This window comes from Pseudoalteromonas holothuriae, assembly GCF_945859825.1.
Classification (GTDB): domain Bacteria; phylum Pseudomonadota; class Gammaproteobacteria; order Enterobacterales; family Alteromonadaceae; genus Pseudoalteromonas; species Pseudoalteromonas holothuriae.
Map to the genome: position 1 here is coordinate 130,627 of NZ_CAMAPC010000007.1, position 21,618 is coordinate 152,244.

Genomic DNA, 21,618 nt, shown 5'->3' on the forward strand with positions numbered 1-21,618 from the left:
GCAACGCAAATTAATTCAGCTAACACAGAATAAATTAATTTACATACAAATCAAAAGCTTAAACTTGGCCTTTGTATTGCAGGATTATGCTGTCTATTCACTTTAGGGGTTACAGCATGAAAGCTTACCTATTAAGTTCTGTTCTATGGAGTGTAGCTTCATTTGCCACTCCTTTTGATACCTGTCCATCCAAAGCTTTTTTAATCCAAGGTAATACCGCTACGGTTTATGGCGTTAACTTGGTATCAGGAAGTTACAACACATTAGCAAATGACATGGGGACCAATAATAAAGTTAATGCTGTCGGCTTTAGTGTTCATGATCGCTACCTATATGGCTGGGATTATGAAAGCGGTAATTTGGCCAAAATCGGTAAAGACTATCAACTTGAATCACTTTCCGTAAGTGGATTTGCCAAGACTAGTTTTTATGTTGGTGATGTCTCTGTGCAAACAAATCATTACTATGCATATCGCCGCGGTGCGAGCTTTGGCCTATACAAAGTAAGCCTAGACCCAAACAACGAAGACTATCTAAATGCAAACCGTGTGGTTGATGGCGCAAAGTTAAATCTGCAAATTTTTGATTTGGCATTTCATCCTGATGAAGACTTTGCTTACTCAGTAGATAAAAACGGTGTATTACATCGCATTGATGTGTTGAATGGCACATCATCTGCTCTAGGCAACACTGGCATTACCGGCACATTTGGTGCCGTATATTTTGATGTTGATGGCAACTTTTACATCAGCCGCAATAGCGATGGCAACGTCTTTTTAATTGACCTTGATAACCCTTCAAACAATCAATTATTTGCTTATGGGCCTGACTCATCTAGCAACGACGGCGCTCGTTGTGCGATAGCTCCCATTATTGATGATTCAGAACCCGCTTATATCGACTTTGGTGATGCACCAAATAGCTATTTAACAAAATTAGCTGATAATGGACCTCGTCATGAAACCGGCGACTTGTTTCTCGGTACTCAAGTTACACCAGAATATCAACCTAAAGACAATGATGAAGATGACGGCATTGATTTCGTGACTGGGTTTGAAATTGGCTTAGATACGCTCATACTCGCCAACTCATCACGTTCTGGGTATTTGAATGCTTGGATTGATTGGGATCAAAGCGGTACTTTTGATAACAATGAACGTGTAGTCCAAGATTACGCCACTTCAACAGGACAAAACCGGTTATTGTTAGCCGTACCTGAAAATGCAGCCGATGGCACAACATGGGCAAGGTTTAGACTATCTGATCAACCAGGTATTTCATTCACAGGGGGTGTGGCTAATGGAGAAGTTGAAGACTATGCCATTACAGTCAGTAATAGCGGTATCGCAACCGTATCAACAGATTGGATGACAATTGCATTCGAGGATTTTTGGCCCGAGCAAGGTGACTATGACTTCAATGATGTAGTCGTAACATACAAGGTACAAATGAGTAAGGTTGGTGAACAACTTAAACGCTATAAAATTGATGGTTCACTCAAAGCAATTGGTGCAAGTCACCGTAATGGTTTTGCATTTAGATTTCAAAATATTGCAGCTTCATCGGTAAATCAAGCTTTAATTCGATACGAAATCAACGGGCAACTGCAAACAAACTCACCACTTGAAAACGGTCGCAATGAAGCAATTTTAATTTTATTTGCAGACACCAAGGCAGTAGCCCCTGTGCTGTCTGGGTGTAAGTACTTTAGAACTGAGCGCCACTGTCAATCACAAGAGAGCATTTCATTTTCTATTACTTTACCTTTTAACGAAGCCCAATCACCCAATAACGTTGGTTTTAGCAACCTTGATCCGTTTATCTTTGGCGTAAATGGTTTTGACCATGGCCCACTTGTGAGTGTAGCCAACGCCAGAGGCTGGGAAGTGCATCTAAAAAACCAAGCACCCACTGAAGCATTTGACCCAAGCTATCTAAATCAAGCAGATGATGCCTCATCTAGCAACGGCTTCTATCAAACGAGTAGCGGTTTACCCTTTGCTATAAAGGTTGGTACACAATGGCGCCATCCGATAGAACACACAGATATATTGCAAGCTTATCCACAGTTAGCATCTTTTGCTGAATCTCGTGGCGCAGAAAACACCGCTTGGTTTCTCACCCCCAGTGATGAAAGCTTAGTCAGCTATTAGGAGACGATTATGAAATCACTAACTATCTCAATCATTATGTTATCAACCTTAAGTGCATGCGGTGGTGGCAGTGAACAAGGTCAGAGCCAAGTTCAAAATACCCAAATAAGTAATGAAGCGACAGCACCTTCGAGCGCAGCTCAAGATGACAATAATAGCGAAAATCATAGCTCAATATCATTAGCTAACTTGAGCATTGCACCTAACTTTAACCTAGAAACAAATGTACAAGTAAATATTCAAGTTGCAAGTAATTTAGTCATGCAACGTGCTTATATCAATGTATGTAAAGCCACCGCTCAAGAGATAAGCTATTCAGATTGCTATTACCAAGGCCCACTTACGCAAGATGGACTAAATACAATGATTGAACTGCCCTATCAAAATATAGAATTGACGGCCGCTATTTGGGTGTATGACCCCCTAACATCTCCGCAAATTTACCAATGGCAGTTTGACACTAATACGGCGTCTCAAGTATTTACGATTAAATAAGGTAAATTTATAACTGGTTGACATGCGGTATAACCACCTAGGCTATACCGCTTTAACAACTTGCGCTGTTCACTTCATTCTTAAGTAACACAAGTAGATAAACCTAAAGAGCTATTGTTAAAAGCTACAGCTAATAAAACCTCTAATCCAGTACCACCAAAAAGCCACAACTGCTATTTAAAATTTTATAAGCAGGGTAATATTTCTATTAGAGATTACGTCGTAATGCAACAATATGTGCTTGCTGTAAGTGAATTTAATAGCAGGGTAAGAGCATGAAAAATCACTTGCTATTCAATACCTTTTTAAATAGCTCTCGTTTTTAGCTGTTTAGCGCGCACACCTTTGTTAAAGGATGTCTCTTTCTTTAATAAATTCAATGCAATATGCCTTACACCAGCAAACACTTCTGCTATGCCTTCTCGGCGTATACGGCAGCCATCTTCATTCATTGCTACATCTAAACACCAATGAAGACGGTTCTCAATATGCCAATGCGCCCGTGTAGTTTCGGCTAGCCTCTGTGCACTCAAGTTCGCAGAGCTGATGTAATATCGGTATGTTAATTCACCTTGCTTTTGATTATTCGATTTACGGTAAGATACTATCACGCCTATGCTACGTAGATGGGCCCAGCCATGACTCGCTGGGAGTTGGGCCATATCATGGCATACAACAGCTGCTCTGAATTCTTCTCGACCTCGTTGGTAATCTACTTCACTCAACAGGCCATTAGAGGCTATCTGGCGTGTTATTTCTGGCTGTAGGAGCCGTATCACTTGCTCAAATAAGCTGCCCTGATTGGCTTTTAGTGCCAACAAATAATCCGCTTCTTTTCCTATAATTCTCTTTGCTATCTCCTTTTGGCAACCCATAGCATCAATGGTCACTATGCAACCTTTTAGCTCTAGCAACTGAAGTAACTCAGGGATAGCTTTGATTTCATTGGACTTCGAGTCGACCTTACATTGACCTAACGTCACGCCATTTTCACAGGCAAACGCACTGACAATGTGGATAGCATCTTTTCTATCTGACTGTTTAAATGAATTTTTTAGCCTTTTTCCATCAATGGCAACAACACTGCCGTCTGTTAGCTCACTACAGCTTTGCATCCATTGAGAGAAACTGGCTTGAAGTCGATGCGGCTTACAACCCGTGCAATCGTGTCGTGCCGCGGTACGCCGTTAGCTAACGCAATAAACTTACGTAACCAAGTTAGTTTGTCATGGGCAAAATCTTCAATTTCCTCCCAACCTTGGCAACCTGCGATTACTGCACTGATTGTTAGAAACAAGATATCGAATAATGGATGTTGTACTTTGCCTTGCTGGCGTGGGTCATCAATGGAAGAAAAGTGTTTGAACAACGTATTGGCTGACATAATTGGGCTGCTTAATTTAAAAAGCAGTATAAGATCATAAATTTATGTCAAGGTAAAGTTCATGATCTTGCCCTGCCATATATGTCTACTTTAGTTTTATTAACAGAGTTTATCTGCAAATATTTCAAGCTCCTATCAATGAGCTAGAATTAGACATTAAGTATATTATCTATTCTTAATGTCTAACATTTATTTAATGCAATTGATATAATATCAATTAAAAAAAGCTTCATAAGTGATTAACTCTTGCCAATCACTTAAAGATAAAAAAATTACAACTTGTTAGTATTATCTGCTGGAACTATATTATTCTCTGTTGGATTTTGACAGCGCCACCAGCTTCCACAGCCAAATTGACCTCTGCGGCTGTAAAACCCCCCAGCAACTTGAGGCGTCATATCTTTTGGTAATTCATTAACATCATTAGTTAAGTTCTTTATTTTTTTTTTGTTTAATTTCAATTTCACTTTTATTTCCTTTTAAAATAATTTGATAAACCATGATGGCTCATCAGTTAATGATACTAATCAATTCAAGGAGTAAAAGTCAACGTATGAATGTTACTAGGTGTGGTTCAGTCAACAGACATATTGTTCAGGTAATAAATGGGTTTATTTTTAATATCCTCTAAATTACTAGAATAAACTCATTCATAGGTCAACATTTCAATATAAACTACAAGCATAACGCCTATCTCACCCTACTATTTTAGAGCATGCTTGTGCATTAGCCCATTGTCAGCGTCAATTGAGTGAGAAAATGGCCATTTAACTATAACCTGATTATATTCCTAACGGCCTAAACCACTTGGCTTGATTAGACGCTCAGTACGTGTGCATTAATACAATAAGCAAAGTCGCTTACACCTGACTTGATAACTGCGTTACGCACCTTAAACTAACTAGATCACAATAATGAAACTTGCCACCTTGAATAGCGCCATTATGAGGTTAACCGAAGAATACCTAGTGCCCCCTGCGAACCCATAAGAAAGAGCAAAGTAACAGGCTGCGATGAGATCGCAATAAGAGAGTACGGCGTGACGCACCTTATATTTGTTTGCCGTAGCAACTCGCTTAACAGCCACATCGACAAACGAAGTAAACGAGTTTGTTTATTGATTTAGAATTTGACCGTCACTGGATAAAAACGGTCAAAAAGACTACGAATGCCTATTGACAGAGTTAAGGTTTATATGTATTAAACTGTACCTTAGCCAGCTCGGTGTAACAGAGTTGGTGCCATTTATGCTATAGAAATTTGCTTTAAAAGGTGTAACTGATAGTCACATTGAAAGGCGTTCTCCTTCAATGTACTACTAAAAACTAACTTAAAAGATAGCTTTATCCTTTTTCTCATCCGCTAATTCAGCATCTATATTTTTATGAATAGCAACATAGGACAGGCACATAATTGTAGCAACATAGGACAGACATGTTAGGACAACATAGGACAGGCACATAATTGAGCAACATAGGACAACATAGGACAGGCACATAATTGTAGCAACATAGGACAGACATGTAGCAACATAGGACAGACACATAATTGTACATTCATCATTGCAAGCCACGTTCAACCTGGAAGTGTATCAGTAATTTCATTAACAGCATCAATATATGTTCACGGTGAAATACATTACAAATATTACTTTCTGTCACTCTGGCTATTACAGCGCGAATTTATCGAGTTCAAGGAAAGCAAAACAGCAGGCTGATATGCTCTAGCTACGTTTTGATGGTTTTTATATTATACAGAGGACGTGCTGTGTTACCCTGCCCCTTTATACCATTTAACGTCATTCTTTGCCGCCTGTCGGCTTAAAGCTTGTTTACTCCCTGCAAAGTTTGCGTATTGTCGCCTAAACCTTATTACCTGCCTTAACCATACCGTTTCTTCTATATTGAGAGCCACTAATACTCTTGGTATCGAGTGGCTTATATAGCCTTTCTTTTTTGGATGTACATGTCGGCCACTCCAATCTACCAATTCCAAATAATCTAGTAGGCTAAATGGGATGCTGCCTGCTATGTACTCTCCACCAAATGGCTTTAATTCCGCAGGTTGGCTTATATCGGCTCGGTCACCTTTCTGAGGGATGTTTTGGGAAGGGTTTAATTGTGCTTTTTTACTGTTCTTTATCTGAGCTTTAAAGTGCAGCAACCGTTCTTGAATTGACGTAAAATTGCTCTCTTCAAGCGTATTTGCCATATTCGCTCTGATTGGATTTAAATCTACATACGCCATGCAACTCAATAATGTACTTTCATCTAACAAAGCTTGGGACTTATAGCGGCCCTCCCAGTATTTACCTGTGCAATTATCTTCTTTATTCGCTTCTTTGGCTATGAACTCGTTCAAATTCTTCATATACCAGCTAATGTCATACAACCTCAAACGCCACTTTGCCACTATTTCATTGAAGAAATTCATCTTTGCATCATCAAGTACTTCTCCGCTGATATATCTATCTACCAATGAATCACCATTGTAAAGTTGATACCAACGCCTAATAACCTCATCATCTGACCAATCAAGCGCGGTTTGCTTATTTACTTTCACAACAAGGTGATAATGGTTACTCATAATCGCATAAGCCGCTATTTCTATCGAAAATACACTACTGAGTAACTTCATTCTCTCAACCAACCACTCCCTTCTGTGGTCAAAGTTCTTTCCTGAATACTTATCTTCCCCACACAAAAAAGCACGACGAACACACCGTGCTATTAAATGGTAATAAGGCGTTGCTGACAAATCAATTAAAGCATTCCTTGCTCTTGTCATCTGAATTGCTCACACAAACTGGATATATCAACAGTAGTTAACCTACCAAATTATGCAAGAAATTTGTGCCTGTCCCACCTCTCTTGTTCCTCACCTCACCTTCTCACCTTGTTCCTTAAAGTCATACTATCACTTAGCCAAAGGTTCATGTTACCTCGCTGTATTAAAGCTCAATTGTATTGTGACCAATTTCTGATTTTCTTTTTCATGTTAGCCGTTGGGCTAGTGAATTTGATGTTCAGATCGCACTAAGCCTGAGAAGTTCAATTATTTAGGAAACAACTCCCCCAGAATGAGAACCCATAAAAGATAATATATATTGATTTTTTTGAGTCTAACTGAAATAATCAGTGAGGTTATTATATTTTTAATTAAGGATTAAAAATGAAAATTAAGTTAAAGAAAAAAAATTTAAAAACACTTAGTTCTGCAAAGGAAATTAATAGTTTAGAAACCAATAAAATTGCTGGTGGTGATGAACAAGCTAATTCTATTTCTTGGACGTCAAGGCATGTCCTTTGCTACACAACATCTTTGAATTGTCCACACCTTCGATAATAAGAAAGGGGCCAAATCACTTGCTTAATATCACTTTATAAAAAATAAAGTAATATTAAGCAAGCATAAATGGACAGTCACTTTAAAAAGAGCAAACCACACTTGCTACGTATTAATTGTACACCAATGTTACCTAATTGTGCCTATAGGATATTTGCATTTTTAGTGCCTACCTATGGTAATTAATTTTCCAGTCAACCAGTGTTTAAATTTCAACCCCCTTGTGACCTTATTTGCACCGCATATTTTTCAGATATTTCTATGATTGATAACATCCCAGCTGAACCACTTACGCACACTTACCTGAATTACCATCACAAATTTAATTTGTACCAACTTGCATAGCGACAAAAGCAATAATAAGAAATAAACACCACTTAAGTTTGAGTGCCTGTGTAATACACCCATTTTACGTAAAAACTCTTTAAGCCGCTATAAATAGTTATATTAAAGCTGTTGACATCGATTTAGCCAAACTAGTACTTTTTGATCATACTATTAATAAGGATGGCAAGAGAGTTTTCGTCAAACAATTAAATGAAACTCCCTGTTGGACTACTTTATATTATTGGGGGAGATGCTTTTTCTTGTGCTCATTACTCCTGAATTGAAGTTGCAACTGCAATGGTCAAAAATTGCAACTGACACGTTGAAAAAAACCAACCAAGACTTGGCATAAACCTTCATATCTTTAAACTGGCTTAATGCTACTGTAAACGATACTTTATTGTCACATAGCAAACGATGTAAAATACTTTTTAATTAATAAATCAATTAACTATGATCAGACAACAATATGAGTGCTATTTAGTAAAGCCTATCGCGGTAATTTATATAGCTGGATTGCAGCGACATAAAAATGGAGTTAACCAAGGAAAGCATCCAAACATTAGTTTATTCTTAAGCGCTTGGGCTATATGTCCAAGCTTAAATCTGTCATTATGATTGGCAAGTTATACAGCCTGCACTGCAATCACGCACAGTGGGAGCCACAGTTCCACAACCACCACCATGACTGTATGTCACGCAAAGCGACTCTGTCAAAATACCACCACCAATCGCAGGTGTTTGGGCAAGTGGTATCGAGTTTTTGTCTTTAGATAAAGTTTTCATTTTCTTTTTATTAAGTCTCAACTGCATTACCATCTCCTTTAACAAGTTATTTTTAATGCATGGTTAATTTATGGTAAACTTAATGTTTTTTCCAGCTTTTTTGAAATATGCAGAATGAACAAAAACAACGCTTGTTACCAAGTGTTCATAGAACACAATACCTGAGCTTATAGTTATATCATTGTTAGCAGTGAGCTACTTCCAACCCTGCACCCATTTATCTTGATTTTTAAGTTCGGCCCAGTTAATTGAATACTCGTTCCTTGAAGTAACCGCTTCTAGCTTACATAAAATAACAACCCCTTCTTCATCAAACTCCACTTCCGATACTAAGAAATGCTTCTCCCTATTTACCGATTTAATTGCTGTCCATTTGCTATTATGCAATTTAGTAGGGTTTATTTTGTTCATACTTGTCTCGTAATTGTTTAGCTATATTAAAAACACGATTTATATTACGAAGGTTGCAAAATTTAAGTTCAATCACTCAACACGTAATGCTTATTTTATTGCACTATAAAATTTCTCTTATTTCATAATTGTAAAGTTCGCTGCCAACTTTATATTCGCATTCATCGCCCAGCGCTTTTTCATACATTGCCTGTCCAATTGGTGAATCTTTGGTAATAATAAGAATACCGTGTTGCTGAATGGTTACTTTGAGCCCCCCTTCACAAGGTCCAAAATAAAACCAATGCACCTTGTCAGCTAGATCGACTGCTTTTATTAAGCTACCAACAATAATGTACCTTGCTTGATTTAAGTCGTAGCTCTGTTCAAAAAGCACAATTGATTTATGAATTTCATTAACGCGCTCACTTTGCCCATGTGCTAAGTACCCTGATTCAATACTCAATGAATCATATTGCGTTTCTGCAGCACTTTGCTCATGGGTTGCATCTTGTAAAGCGCTATCAGCAGCTTGCTTTGCTTCGCTTAGTTTTGCCTCTAACGCAAATTTAATATGTTCTAAAACATGTATTTTATTCATTTTCATTCTCAAACTTTTACTGACTTACATATAAAGGGAACACTTGTTCATACTTTTTAGAGTTTACGTCTAACATGGTCACCGTTAAACGCCACTGCATAAGCGCTTGGGTACATAGCCCTACCATTGCTTGAGCACTGTAGCGCATATCTAAATTCTGTTTAAAAAATACGGGGATATAACCCATATTCATTTGCTCACCAGATAGTACGGCAGACACAATTTGAGTACCTTGAGGCACGCTTAACTCAATTGTAAATGCTTCTTCTCCAACAATAGTGGCTTGGTCATACCAAAGCGCAATACCTTTTTGCCCTGCACATGGGCTAGCCAAAGTGCAATTATCTATTTGTAAGGAACTTTCACTTTTTTCTGAACTTTCATGTATAATGTTTGAAGGGTCTGAGCATGCGCTCAATAAACTCACAGCAACAAGTGCGTAAAGCCAGCATTTGGTCATTATTTATCCTAATATGCTTTTGCAAAACACCGATATGGTAATGCAGAATTTGTATATAATCTATATTGATGAATAATCGAGCAGGTTCTCACCCAAAATTTGATTGATGTCATAATTTTAGGTGATTGAGGTATCTTTTCTTTTGCAAAAAAATTATCATTTCCTTGCAAAAATAAGGGTTTCTCGAGTTGGTTTTAAATAGATTTGTAAAATTAGATCTATTTTTAAACGAACTTGTTGAAATAATAAGCAGGGCCTGTTTTTTACAGGTAATTCATTTCTAATCGCATTAATTGCAGCGGAATCCAGAAAATGAGCCAAACAGTAGCATCACAAACTGAGTACAATTATAAAGTTGTACGCCAATTCGCTATCATGACAGTGATTTGGGGCATCGTTGGCATGGGCGTTGGTGTTCTTATTGCAGCCCAACTAGCTTGGCCAGCATTGAACTTCGACACTCCATGGTTAACTTACTCTCGACTTCGTCCGTTACACACGAACGCAGTAATCTTTGCATTTGGTACTAGTGCCCTTTTCGCAACATCTTATTATGTTGTGCAGCGCACTTGTCAAACGCGTCTTTTCTCAGACAAATTAGCCGCCTTCACCTTCTGGGGTTGGCAAGCTATTATTGTTTCAGCTGCCATCACACTGCCTTTAGGTATTACAACATCTAAAGAATATGCAGAGCTTGAGTGGCCTATCGATATCGCAATCGCGGTAGTATGGGTAACTTATGCAGTGGTATTCTTTGGTACGCTTATCAAGCGCAAAGTGTCTCATATCTATGTAGCCAACTGGTTCTATGCTGGTTTCATTATTACTGTTGCGGTACTTCATATTGTAAACAGCATGGCTGTGCCAGTATCACTTACTAAGTCATACTCAATCTACGCAGGTGCAGTAGATGCGATGGTTCAGTGGTGGTATGGTCACAATGCTGTAGGTTTCCTTCTTACTGCAGGTTTCTTAGGTATGATGTATTATTTTGTACCTAAGCAAGCAGGTCGTCCAGTTTATTCATACCGTTTATCGGTTGTTCACTTTTGGGCACTTGTTTCTCTTTATATTTGGGCAGGCCCACATCACCTTCACTACACAGCACTACCTGACTGGACTCAGTCTCTTGGTATGGTAATGTCAGTAATCTTATTCGTACCGTCTTGGGGTGGTATGATCAACGGTATCATGACGTTATCTGGTGCATGGCATAAACTACGTACTGACCCAGTACTTCGTTTCTTAGTTGTTTCATTATCTTTCTACGGTATGTCTACGTTTGAAGGCCCAATGATGGCAATTAAATCAGTTAATGCACTATCTCACTATACAGACTGGACCATTGGCCACGTTCACTCAGGTGCGCTAGGTTGGGTTGCTATGATCTCTATCGGTGCGATTTACCACTTAATCCCAGCGCTGTTTGGTCACGGTAATATGTACAGCGTTAAACTCGTTAATACGCACTTTTGGCTACATACTGTAGGTGTTGTACTGTATATCGTTGCAATGTGGATCTCTGGTGTAATGCAAGGTCTTATGTGGCGCGCAGTTAATGCAGACGGTACATTGATGTACAGCTTTGTACAATCTTTAGAAGCGTCTAAGCCTTTCTACATAATGCGTTTCTTAGGCGGTGTGTTCATTGTTATTGGTATGCTTGTTATGGCCTATAACGTATATCGCACTGTATCTGCAAAAAGTGGTTCATTAACCACAGATGCAAACACGCAAATGGCTTAGGGGGTGTAGATTATGAGCAATAATAATTCAGCCAATAAACATGAAATCGTTGAAAAGAACGTTGGCCTAATGGCTATACTGACTGTTTTTGCGATTAGCTTTGGTGCACTGGTAGAAATTACACCACTTATGTTCCAAGAAGATACAACTAAACCTGTTGATGGCCTGCGTCCATTAACTGCATTAGAAATGGAAGGTCGTGATATTTATGTACGTGAAGGGTGTTATAACTGTCACTCACAGATGATCCGTCCATTTCGTGATGAAGTCGAGCGCTATGGTCACTACTCTGTCGCCGGTGAATCAGTATGGGATCATCCATTTCAATGGGGGTCAAAGCGAACTGGTCCTGACTTAGCCCGAGTAGGTGAGCGTTACTCAGATGACTGGCATTATGCACATTTAATGGACCCGCGTTCAGTGGTTCCTGAGTCGAACATGCCAGCTTATCCTTGGTTAGATGAAAACGTACTAGACGGTAAGTTAACCGCCAAAAAGCTTGAAGTATTCAAAGGCTTCGGTGTGCCTTACACCGAGCAAGATATCCAAGGCGCTGAAGCCGCAGTAAAGGGTAAAACAGAAATGCAAGCCCTTATTGCTTACCTTCAGCAACTTGGCACACACTTGAAGTAACTATTATGGATTACGGCACATACAGAGGCATTTTAACTCTGGTAATTTTGGTACTATTTATTGTGATTGTTGCTTGGGCATATAGCAAACGCACTAGAAATCGTTTTGATAATGCGGCTAATGCTATCTTTGAAGATGAAAAAGAGCACAAGAAAACAATCTCTAACGAGGAAAAGGAGTCTGAAAAATGACTAGCTTTTGGAGTATTTGGGTCATTGTATTGACCCTTGCATGTCTTGCTCTGATCTTAGGCTTATTGCTTTGGAACCTAAAGAACTACGTAGGTGTTGAAGAAGGCGAAAGTTGTGGTCATGAATTTGACGGAATTGAAGAAATAAATAATCCACTCCCTAAGTGGTGGACTTATATGTTCTTCGCAACATTTGTTTGGGCTGTTTATTACCTAGCAGCTTATCCTGGCCTAGGTAACTGGCAAGGTCTTGCTAAATGGACAAGTTCAAATCAGGGTGTTACATCACTTGCAGAATCTAAAAGAGCAACTGAAGAGGCACTCGCAAATGGTGAGAAAGTACAATTAGACCAAGAAATCATCGCAGCTGATGAACGTTTTGGTCCAATCTTTGAAGCCTTTGCTAAGCAAGATATCGAAACATTAGCAAAAGATGAAAAAGCACTTGAGATTGGTCAGCGTTTATTCTCACAAAACTGTGCTCAGTGTCATGGCTCGGATGCTCGTGGTGGTATTGGTTTCCCTAACTTGACAGACAAAGACTGGCTTTACGGCGGGTCACCTGACAAAATCAAAGAAACCTTACTGATTGGTCGTGTAGCAGCAATGCCACCTTGGAAAGCCGCTTTAGGTGAGCAAGGTGTAAAAGAAATGACAGCCTATGTGTTGAGCCTTTCTGGTCGTAAAGTAAATCAAAAAGATGCCGATGCTGGTAAAGCAAAATTTGCGATGTGTGCGGCATGTCATGGTATGGACGGTAAGGGCTCTGTTGCCCACAACCTGCCATTTGGTGCACCAAACCTGACCGATAATATCTGGCTATATGGTGGCTCTCAACGTGCTGTTGAAGAAACACTTAACAATGGCCGTGCTGGCGTGATGCCTGCTTGGAAAGATATTTTAGGTGAAGAAAAAGTTCACCTGTTAACTGCATATGTATATAGCTTGTCACAAGATAAGTAAAATGCACAACAAGGTTAATTAAGATCAAAAAAAGCCTCCTTTTGGAGGCTTTTTTTTAGGTGTTTTTGCGCAAATAAGATAAAATATCACCACACTTTTCAAGCATTAGAGTCGTTATGAACCCTACTCCGTGGTATAAGAATTTTTGGCCTTGGTTTTTAATGTTTTTCCCCGTAGTAACTATTATCGCTTGCGTATTTTTGGTAATTTTTGCCGTGGGCAATGGCCCAGATATGGTTGTTGATGATTACTATAAAAAAGGCAAAGCAATTAATTTAGAACTTTCTAAATTTGATAAAGCTAAAGCACTTTATCTACATGGAGATTTGCAAGTTGAAAATGACTATGTCAAGTTCGCGTTTACCAAAGGTGATCATAGTAACGTGAAAGCATTAAAAGCGTCATTTTACCACAGAACCATTAAAAAATTTGATTTTGATACGACCTTGCTACCTAATGCAAATGATGAATTCACTGCTATTTTAGAGCCAATACAACAAGGTGCTTATACCGTGTTTTTAGAGCCGATGGATGGTAGTTGGAAGCTCAAAGAAAATATTCAACTACCGACAAAACATAACATTCAAATATCTCCAGAATATAAGTAGTTGTTATGGCAAATACTTGCTTTCATTGTTTAGAGCCTATTCCTAAAGGCTTCGTTGGTGAAATTGTTTACCAAAACCAAACTCAAGGTGTTTGTTGTATTGGTTGCCAAGCCGTTGCTGAAACCATTCTTGCGCAAGGCATGAGCGACTATTATAAATTTAGGACAACATCAGCAGGTAAAGTAGACGAGCTTGTACCTGAACAATTGTCTCTTATAAAAAGCTACGACAACGCTGATGTTCAACAAGACTTTGTCACTCATCAAGGTGAGCTCTCTGAGGTGTTACTCAGTGTTGAAGGCATTAGCTGCGCAGCTTGTGCATGGCTCATAGAAAAACAGCTATTAGCGCTAACAGGCGTTAATCGAGTTGATGTAAATACATCAACTCACCGAGCAATGATCATATGGGATGCTAAACAAGTATTACTCAGTGATATTATTCAATCACTTATGCAAATTGGTTACAAAGCTTACCCTTTTCAAGCTGATGATGAAGCAACCCAAAAGCAAGCTGTTGCAAAAGCTTATATTCGACGCTTAGGGGTTGCGGGTCTTATGACCATGCAAGTAATGATGTTTGCTTTTGCGATGTACTTTGGCATGTTCTCCGGTATGGAAGAAGATTTTGAGCAATACTTTCGCTGGATAAGCCTAATACTCGCCTCCCCTGTTATTTTATATTCCGCATTACCATTTTTAACCAATGCAATAAAGGGCTTAAAAGCCAAACAGCTTAATATGGACTTACCCGTCTCCTTAGCTATATTTGGCGCCTATGGTGCAAGCTGCTATGCAACTGTAATGGAGGTGGGTGAAGTTTATTTTGAATCTATTTGTATGTTTACGTTCTTACTGTTACTGGGTAAGTATCTAGAATTTAGAGCACGACTTAAAGCCAGTGAATTTACCGCTAACTTACAAAAGCTATTGCCTCTGACCGCCCGTAAAGTTACCGAGCATGATCAAGAGCATATTGTTGCTGCAAAAAACCTCAAACTTGCAGATAAGATATTAGTAAAGCCCGGTGAGACCATACCCGCTGATGGTTTAGTCATAGAAGGAAGCACCAGCGTTGATGAGTCCATGATGACCGGTGAACATTTACCTGTAGCCAAACATCATGGTCATCAAGTATTTGCAGGTACAGTCAATCATGATGGGGTGATAAGCCTTGAAATAAATAAAATTGGCCAAAACACCCTCTTAAATCAAATTATTCGCCTGCAACATTCAGCTTTAAGTAAACGACCTAAACTGGTGGAGATCACAGACAAAGTAGCGCAGTGGTTTGTTGCTTGCTTATTAGTTTTTGCTTCTCTTACCGCCTTTGGTTGGTATTCAGTTTCTCCTGAACAAGCTTTTTGGGTAACTATTTCGGTATTGGTTGCTACCTGCCCGTGTGCATTGAGTTTGGCCATTCCAACGGCGCTTACTTGTGCAGTCGCAACACTCACCAAAAAAGGCGTGTTAATCAAAGAAGGTCATGTTTTAGAAACATTAACAAAGCTCACCCGCGTTGCCTTTGACAAAACAGGCACTTTAACTGAAGGTCGATTTTCAATCGACCATACCGTGCTTATTGATAACAATTATAGTAAACATGATGCTCTGGCTTTGGCAGCAAGCCTTGAAAGGTACTCTGAGCACCCTATTAGCGAGGCATTTAGTGAACATCTGATGCACCATCACACTCTAACTGATGTGCAAGTACATCCAGGGGTCGGTATTAGTGCAAAATTAAATACCGACACTATTGCCATAGGTAAAAGCAGTTGGTTTAACGGGCATCAAAGTCAAGCACAGGCAACTTTGTTTGTTAACGAGCAAGCAGTGGCAGATTTTCACTTAAACGACAAAGTTCGAGATAATGCACATAGTGTTGTTAAGTCACTACAAAAAAATGGTTTAACGTGCCACCTACTCACGGGTGATAGCAGCAAAGCAGGCGAGCAATTAGCCCTGCAACTGTCTTTAGATTCACAGCAAAGTAGCTGTTCACCCAAGGACAAACTCCACACAGTTGAGTCTTGGTCACGCCAAGGAGAGGTAGTTGCTATGGTAGGTGATGGCGTAAACGACAGCCCTGTTTTTAACAGTGCGCATTTATCTATTGCAATGGAAACAGGTGCTGATATTTCTAAAAATGTTGCTGATGTCGTACTGCTAAAAAGTAATCTCAATGCGATTTTAAGCTTACAACAAATAGCACTAAAAACACGCCGTATTGTTAAACAAAATTTAGCAATATCGTTAGTTTATAATGCTTCAATACTACCACTGGCTGCGCTCGGATTAGTACCTCCGTGGATTGCTGTTATCGGTATGTCAGCAAGCTCTATAATAGTCATAGGTAATTCACTGAGGTTATTAAAATTATGAGTATCATCTATGTGTTAATCCCTATTGCTATTTTATTTGTTATCATCGCCATTGGGATCTTTTTTTGGGCAGTGAGAAGCGAGCAATTTTCTGACCTTGAAAAACAAGGGCATAGTATTTTGTTTGAAGATGACAAAGAGCAACATAAAAACGCCAATGAACGAGATTAACCTATTTAGCGCGTTTATAATGGGCCTAATTGGTAGCGGCCACTGCCTAGTTATGTGCGGTGGTATTGCATCTAGTTTACAACTTGCGTCTAATTCGCTTAAACCATGGCGTGTTAGCATACTTTATAATATTGGCCGTGCGTCTAGTTACATGTTTGCAGGTGCGCTGGTCGCCACTTTAGGCAGTTCATTTGCCAAGCAAAATACCACTTTTTCGGTAAGTTTAAAGTTATTAAGTGGTGTATTCATGCTATTAGTCGGCGTTTATGTTATGCGTTTGGCAAGTAGTTTAAAGTGGCTAGAAAGCGTTGCTAAAATGGCAGTATGGCAACATCTAATCAAGCTCAATAAATACTTATTACCTGTTAAGAATTACCCCCGTGTACTTGGCTATGGCATGTTGTGGGGTTGGTTGCCTTGTGGGCTGGTGTATTCAGCCTTGATCTGGACTTTACAAGCACAATCCGCTGCACACGGAGCCTTGATCATGCTGTGTTTTGCACTTGGCACAGTGCCAGCCATGCTATTGGTAGGACAATCCGCCGCGCAACTTAGCCGCTTTTTAAATCACAACCTGGTGAGATTAGGGTTTGGAAGTATTTTTATCTGGTATGGTATTTATCTCCTAATCATTGCAACCGATAAGCTAGTACATTAATCTAAGTAAAACGTATTAAAGAATGGACTTATTATGGATTTGAACAATCAACAGCGTGGCAAAAGCCAGTGCACAATCAGTTGTAATAACTGCAGTATTAGTCAGCTGTGTTTGCCATTTACTCTTAATGGCACTGAAATGGACAAACTTGATGAAATTATCGAGCGTAAAAAACCATTGCACAAAGGCGATTACCTGTTTGAATCTGGTGCAAAGCTCAATGCTATTTTTGCTGTACGATCCGGTTCATTTAAGTCATATACCTTATCAGAACAAGGCGATGAGCAAATCACTGGTTTCCATTTAGCTGGTGACTTGGTTGGGTTTGATGCTATCAATAAAATGCAACATCAAAGCTTTTCACAGGCATTGGAGACTTCTATGGTGTGTGAAATTCCTTTTGACACACTAGACGAATTAGCGGGTAAACTACCCAAATTACGTCAACAAATCATGCGTTTAATGAGTAATGAAATAAACTACGATCAAGAAATGCTGCTGCTACTGAATAAAAAAACTGCAGAAGAACGATTAGCTACGTTTATTTATAACCTTTCAAATCGCTTTGGGGAACGAGGTTTTTCTCGTAAAGAGTTCCGCTTTACCATGACACGCGGTGAAATAGGAAACTACTTAGGTTTAACTGTTGAAACCATTAGTCGCTTGTTGAGCCGTTTTCAAAAAGCTGACATTATCAAAGTAGAAGGTAAATTCATTACCATCTTAGATATCACAGCACTGGCGCGTACCGCCGCTATTTCTGTTTGATCTAAAACAAAAAATTACTTGTAAACTCTTTAACCTTGGGCTAAATCAGTTACACTTAAATCTAGTTGATTTAGCTAACAAAGCACGTTAAGGAATTTGCGATGGATAAGATTAAACGCATTTTAGCCGTTATAGACCCAACCAAAGCGCAACAACACAGCTTACAGCGCGCCATTACACTTGCCAAAAAAACTGGCGCAGAAGTAACCGCATTCTTATCAATATATGATTTTTCTTATGAAATGACGACCATGCTTTCTAAAGATGAACGCGAGGCGATGCGTGATGCCGTTGTCAAAGATAGAGAAGCATGGATTGATGAATTGCTGAAAAACGTTGATGGCATTAGCATTCATAGCCAAGTCTTGTGGCATAATCGCCCGTATGAAGCAATCATCAAAACTGTTATAAAAGATGACTATGACCTTGTAGTAAAAGGCACACATCAGCACGACACGTTAAAATCCGTGATATTCACCCCAACTGACTGGCACCTAATACGTAAATGCCCGGCTCCTGTGCTATTAGTAAAAGATCAAGACTGGCCTGCACACGGGCATATACTTGCCGCAGTTAATGCCGTCAGTGACAATGAACAGCATTTAGAGCTTAATAAACGCATTATTAGCGACGCACAATTTATTTGCCAATTGGCTAACGCAAAATTAAGCTTGGTCAATACCTATCCTGCTACCCCAGTTAATATAGCAATTGAGATCCCAGAATTTAACCCAACGCAATATAATGAAGCTGTAAAAAAACACCATGAAGAAGAAACTTTTGCTCTGGGTGCTGCATTTTCTATTGCCCGAAGTGAGTGCCTTGTCAAAGAAGGCTTACCAGAAGATATTATTCCCATGGTTGCAAAAGATAAAAAATCTGAGTTGGTCGTCATTGGTACGGTTGGCAGAACGGGGATCAGCGCTGCGCTTATTGGTAATACCGCAGAACATGTTATAGACAGTTTAGACTGTGATGTTTTAGCCCTTAAACCAGATGGATATACCAGTCCACTCGCCGATTAAGCTTTACTGAACCATCAAAACCCTAATTTAGAGGTTTTGATGGTTATAAAACACCATAGAATAATTACCTCTTCACCTAAGAAATATCATACAAAATTGTATGATGCCCTTTTCCTCATTTAAGATTAAGATAGTGTTTTATGTCGTCTTTGAGGTGTGAATGAAAATATTATTAGTGGAAGATGACATAGATACAGCACAGTTTATTATCAAATGCCTTGAGCAAAACGGTGACAGTGTTACACACTGTACAGATGCAGAGCAAGGTATGCTAAATGCGTCAATTCATTCCTTTGATGTCATTATTTTTGACCGTTTACTACCCGGTATGGATGGCCTTGATGCCGTGCGCATATTACGCAAAAGTAATGTACTTACGCCGATTATTATGCTCACTGCCCTAAGTGAAACAGCGCATAGAGTAGCTGGCCTAAATGTGGGTGCTGATGATTACTTAGTAAAGCCATTCGCCTTCTCCGAGCTGTACGCAAGACTTACTGCATTAGCACGTCGCCAACCCCTTTTACAACAAAGTAGTGATCTCAGATTAAAAGACTTAACAATATGTCGTACAACCAGAAAAGTTACTCGGGGTAAGACACAAATAGAATTGCTTCCAAAAGAATATCAAATCCTAGAATATCTTATACTCAATAAAACACAGCTAGTCACTAAAACGATGTTACTAGAGAATGTATGGGGGTTTCATTTTGACCCAAAAACCAGTTTAGTACAAACGCATGTGAGTCGGCTTAGGAACAAAATTGATAAACCATTTAGTTGTGAACTTATCAAAACAGTGCGTGGTCATGGTTACATCATATCAGAGTAAACTATGAAGCAACTTCTTAACTCAATGAGTTTCACTAACCTATTTAAACATACACTGCTTTGCTGGCTAAGTGCGTGTGTTGTTTTGCTACTGATGATAGTCAATGAGAAAAGCCAATTAAAAAAGCACCAGACACTAGCCTTCTCTGAACTTGTTTCTGAAATAGTCACGCTATATGAGGATGATCAAGTGAATGGCTTAATTGATGAGTTTGACGTTGAAAAGGGCTTGATTTGGGACAAAGTACAAAGCGATACACATCTAGACGAAGAAGGTTTTTTATTTGCCCTGACTAGCAACAAACACCTCATCGCAGGCAGTGCATCCTTAAAATATACGACAGAACACTTCGCTAATTGGCATTCGTATTTTTATAACGATAACTCAAGTGTTCAAGTTATTAGTATCGCCCTTCCTTTGGATGAGCATAATCATGTTCATTTAGTCCAACGTATCAATGATGAATACGTAATTACTGCAAAGCACCTAGATAAAGTTTTGTTATGGTTTTCACTTTTAAGCCTGCCACTTTTCTTTTTGGCTATGACATTTACTCACGTTGCTCGCGCAAGAGAGTTAATCAAACTGCAAAGTGCACTTGCAGCTATTCCCAAAGAACCTGACTCACGGCGCATAGCAACCGATAAATCAGCCAAAGAGCTATTTAGCTTAATCGGTTCAATTAATCAAATGCTGGATGAGGTTACTCAATTACACTCCACCATGAAAACCATGTCTGTTGGTATTGCCCATGACCTCAAAACGCCTCTTTCGAGAGTGGCAAATAGACTGCAAAGCATGCAACTAGATGTTGAACAACCAACGTTACTCCAAGATCACCTTGATCGTGCAAGCACTGACCTTACCAGTGTAATCACAACTTTCAACAACTTGGTTCAATTAAACTCAATCGAGTCTGGGCAATGTAAACAAAGTTTTAAGCAATTAAACATTTCGCTATTGATATTAGACCTTGCGCAAAGTTTTGAGCCAGTATTTGCCGATTCAGGTAAAAGCCTCGAAATATCAATTGCTGATAACGTGTATTGTAACGGTGACAAAGATCTTATCAATCAACTCGTATCAAATTTATTAGAAAACGCCTTAGAGCACAGTGAGTCTAACGCTAAAGTTTGGATCCGTTTACAAAACCACGTAAATGGCGCACTCCTGCAAGTAGGCGATAGTGGCCCTGGGATCGCTTCGATAGATAAAGATCAAGTATTTAATAAGTTTTACCGTGCAGATAAAAGTCGATCAAAGCAAGGAAATGGGCTTGGTTTGAGTATCGTAGAAGCAATTTGTACTGTACATGGCGCAACTATTCACTTGCTAGAAGCCCAAGATGGCGCGGTATTCAACATTGAACTATCGCGTGTATAAAATCTTAATCATACAAATATGTAAGGTTTCATACCTGATTTGTAAAACACCGCAAAGTTAAAGCGCCTTATACTTAGGGTCTGTTGATCTTTGCTGTGTGTTTTTGCAGCAGTCATTCGGGTATTTTGGCAAGGCAGAACCTACGTCGCATAGTTATTCTATGCCAGCTAGGTGATAACGCAGAAAAAATACCCGAATGGCGCTGCCCAAAGGCTTCCACTACTTTGTCATTCGCAACTGACATAAACTATTATGCTGCATTGCTCATTTCGCGTAATGAAAGCCTTTGATTTGAACAAAATTCATACCTCAAAGTTCAA

The 21,618-nt window shown here is 39.2% G+C and carries 23 protein-coding genes; 15 read left to right on the top strand and 8 right to left on the bottom strand.

Annotated elements, in window-relative coordinates; translation table 11 throughout:
* Positions 1-116 precede the first annotated feature (116 nt).
* Entirely contained in the window at positions 117-2,153 is a 2,037-nt protein-coding gene (locus OCI93_RS11155; RefSeq protein WP_261626425.1) for an LruC domain-containing protein, read from the top strand.
* Between the two features lie 9 nt (positions 2,154-2,162).
* Positions 2,163-2,648, top strand: coding sequence for a hypothetical protein (locus tag OCI93_RS11160; protein ID WP_261626426.1), 486 nt, complete (start codon positions 2,163-2,165; stop codon positions 2,646-2,648).
* Positions 2,649-2,953: 305 nt separating this feature from the next.
* On the opposite strand, the gene OCI93_RS11165 is transcribed toward OCI93_RS11160, so the two are convergent.
* The 4 genes from OCI93_RS11165 to OCI93_RS11180 all read right to left on the bottom strand — a co-directional run bounded on the left by OCI93_RS11165 (position 2,954) and on the right by OCI93_RS11180 (position 6,819).
* Complete coding sequence (locus OCI93_RS11165; protein ID WP_261626427.1) at positions 2,954-3,763, bottom strand: ISAs1 family transposase; 810 nt, start codon at positions 3,761-3,763, stop codon at positions 2,954-2,956.
* The gene (locus OCI93_RS11170; RefSeq protein WP_261626428.1) at positions 3,742-4,032 is read right to left on the bottom strand and encodes a transposase family protein; all 291 of its coding nucleotides are present in this window, start codon (positions 4,030-4,032) and stop codon (positions 3,742-3,744) included. Before OCI93_RS11170 ends, OCI93_RS11165 begins: the two co-directional genes overlap by 22 nt.
* 272 nt (positions 4,033-4,304) lie before the next feature.
* Positions 4,305-4,499: a hypothetical protein gene (locus OCI93_RS11175; protein WP_261592950.1), complete on the bottom strand. Its 195-nt coding sequence runs from the start codon at positions 4,497-4,499 to the stop codon at positions 4,305-4,307.
* A gap of 1,303 nt (positions 4,500-5,802) precedes the next feature.
* Complete coding sequence (locus tag OCI93_RS11180) at positions 5,803-6,819, bottom strand: transposase (RefSeq protein WP_261626429.1); 1,017 nt, start codon at positions 6,817-6,819, stop codon at positions 5,803-5,805.
* 384 nt (positions 6,820-7,203) lie between these two features.
* Between OCI93_RS11180 and OCI93_RS11185 the strand changes: the two genes are divergently transcribed.
* Entirely contained in the window at positions 7,204-7,377 is a 174-nt protein-coding gene (locus tag OCI93_RS11185) for a hypothetical protein (protein ID WP_261592948.1), read from the top strand.
* Positions 7,378-8,316: 939 nt separating this feature from the next.
* Here the strand turns inward: OCI93_RS11185 and OCI93_RS11190 are convergent.
* The 4 genes from OCI93_RS11190 to OCI93_RS11205 form a co-directional block, all read right to left on the bottom strand.
* Positions 8,317-8,517: a hypothetical protein gene (locus OCI93_RS11190; RefSeq protein WP_261626430.1), complete on the bottom strand. Its 201-nt coding sequence runs from the start codon at positions 8,515-8,517 to the stop codon at positions 8,317-8,319.
* A 168-nt stretch (positions 8,518-8,685) separates the two neighbouring features.
* Positions 8,686-8,901, bottom strand: coding sequence for a TIGR02450 family Trp-rich protein (locus OCI93_RS11195; protein ID WP_261592946.1), 216 nt, complete (start codon positions 8,899-8,901; stop codon positions 8,686-8,688).
* Positions 8,902-9,004: 103 nt separating this feature from the next.
* A complete protein-coding gene (locus OCI93_RS11200) occupies positions 9,005-9,481 on the bottom strand; it encodes a GreA/GreB family elongation factor (RefSeq protein ID WP_261592945.1) in 477 nt (158 codons plus the stop codon).
* Between the two features lie 16 nt (positions 9,482-9,497).
* Positions 9,498-9,941: a hypothetical protein gene (locus tag OCI93_RS11205; RefSeq protein ID WP_261626431.1), complete on the bottom strand. Its 444-nt coding sequence runs from the start codon at positions 9,939-9,941 to the stop codon at positions 9,498-9,500.
* 312 nt (positions 9,942-10,253) lie between these two features.
* Between OCI93_RS11205 and ccoN the strand changes: the two genes are divergently transcribed.
* The 12 genes from ccoN (at position 10,254) to OCI93_RS11265 (ending at position 21,298) form a co-directional block, all read left to right on the top strand.
* A complete protein-coding gene (gene ccoN / locus OCI93_RS11210) occupies positions 10,254-11,687 on the top strand; it encodes a cytochrome-c oxidase, cbb3-type subunit I (protein ID WP_261592943.1) in 1,434 nt (477 codons plus the stop codon).
* A gap of 12 nt (positions 11,688-11,699) precedes the next feature.
* On the top strand, positions 11,700-12,320 hold the full coding sequence (ccoO, locus tag OCI93_RS11215) for a cytochrome-c oxidase, cbb3-type subunit II (protein ID WP_261592942.1): 621 nt from the start codon (positions 11,700-11,702) through the stop codon (positions 12,318-12,320).
* Between the two features lie 5 nt (positions 12,321-12,325).
* The gene (locus OCI93_RS11220) at positions 12,326-12,511 is read left to right on the top strand and encodes a cbb3-type cytochrome oxidase subunit 3 (protein ID WP_261592941.1); all 186 of its coding nucleotides are present in this window, start codon (positions 12,326-12,328) and stop codon (positions 12,509-12,511) included.
* On the top strand, positions 12,508-13,473 hold the full coding sequence (gene ccoP / locus OCI93_RS11225; protein ID WP_261592940.1) for a cytochrome-c oxidase, cbb3-type subunit III: 966 nt from the start codon (positions 12,508-12,510) through the stop codon (positions 13,471-13,473). The genes OCI93_RS11220 and ccoP overlap by 4 nt, the downstream gene beginning before the upstream one ends.
* Before the next feature lie 116 nt (positions 13,474-13,589).
* Entirely contained in the window at positions 13,590-14,081 is a 492-nt protein-coding gene (locus tag OCI93_RS11230; protein WP_261626432.1) for a FixH family protein, read from the top strand.
* A 5-nt stretch (positions 14,082-14,086) separates the two neighbouring features.
* Positions 14,087-16,462, top strand: coding sequence for a heavy metal translocating P-type ATPase (locus OCI93_RS11235; protein ID WP_261626433.1), 2,376 nt, complete (start codon positions 14,087-14,089; stop codon positions 16,460-16,462).
* On the top strand, positions 16,459-16,632 hold the full coding sequence (gene ccoS / locus OCI93_RS11240; protein WP_070990262.1) for a cbb3-type cytochrome oxidase assembly protein CcoS: 174 nt from the start codon (positions 16,459-16,461) through the stop codon (positions 16,630-16,632). Before OCI93_RS11235 ends, ccoS begins: the two co-directional genes overlap by 4 nt.
* Positions 16,619-17,290 (top strand): sulfite exporter TauE/SafE family protein, encoded by a 672-nt coding sequence (locus OCI93_RS11245; protein ID WP_261592935.1) that lies wholly within the window; start codon positions 16,619-16,621, stop codon positions 17,288-17,290. Before ccoS ends, OCI93_RS11245 begins: the two co-directional genes overlap by 14 nt.
* A gap of 33 nt (positions 17,291-17,323) precedes the next feature.
* On the top strand, positions 17,324-18,058 hold the full coding sequence (locus tag OCI93_RS11250) for an FNR family transcription factor (RefSeq protein WP_261592933.1): 735 nt from the start codon (positions 17,324-17,326) through the stop codon (positions 18,056-18,058).
* 101 nt (positions 18,059-18,159) lie between these two features.
* A complete protein-coding gene (uspE, locus tag OCI93_RS11255; protein WP_261592932.1) occupies positions 18,160-19,083 on the top strand; it encodes a universal stress protein UspE in 924 nt (307 codons plus the stop codon).
* A 160-nt stretch (positions 19,084-19,243) separates the two neighbouring features.
* Entirely contained in the window at positions 19,244-19,915 is a 672-nt protein-coding gene (locus tag OCI93_RS11260; RefSeq protein WP_261626434.1) for a response regulator transcription factor, read from the top strand.
* A gap of 3 nt (positions 19,916-19,918) precedes the next feature.
* A complete protein-coding gene (locus OCI93_RS11265) occupies positions 19,919-21,298 on the top strand; it encodes a sensor histidine kinase (RefSeq protein ID WP_261592930.1) in 1,380 nt (459 codons plus the stop codon).
* Positions 21,299-21,618: the final 320 nt, after the last annotated feature.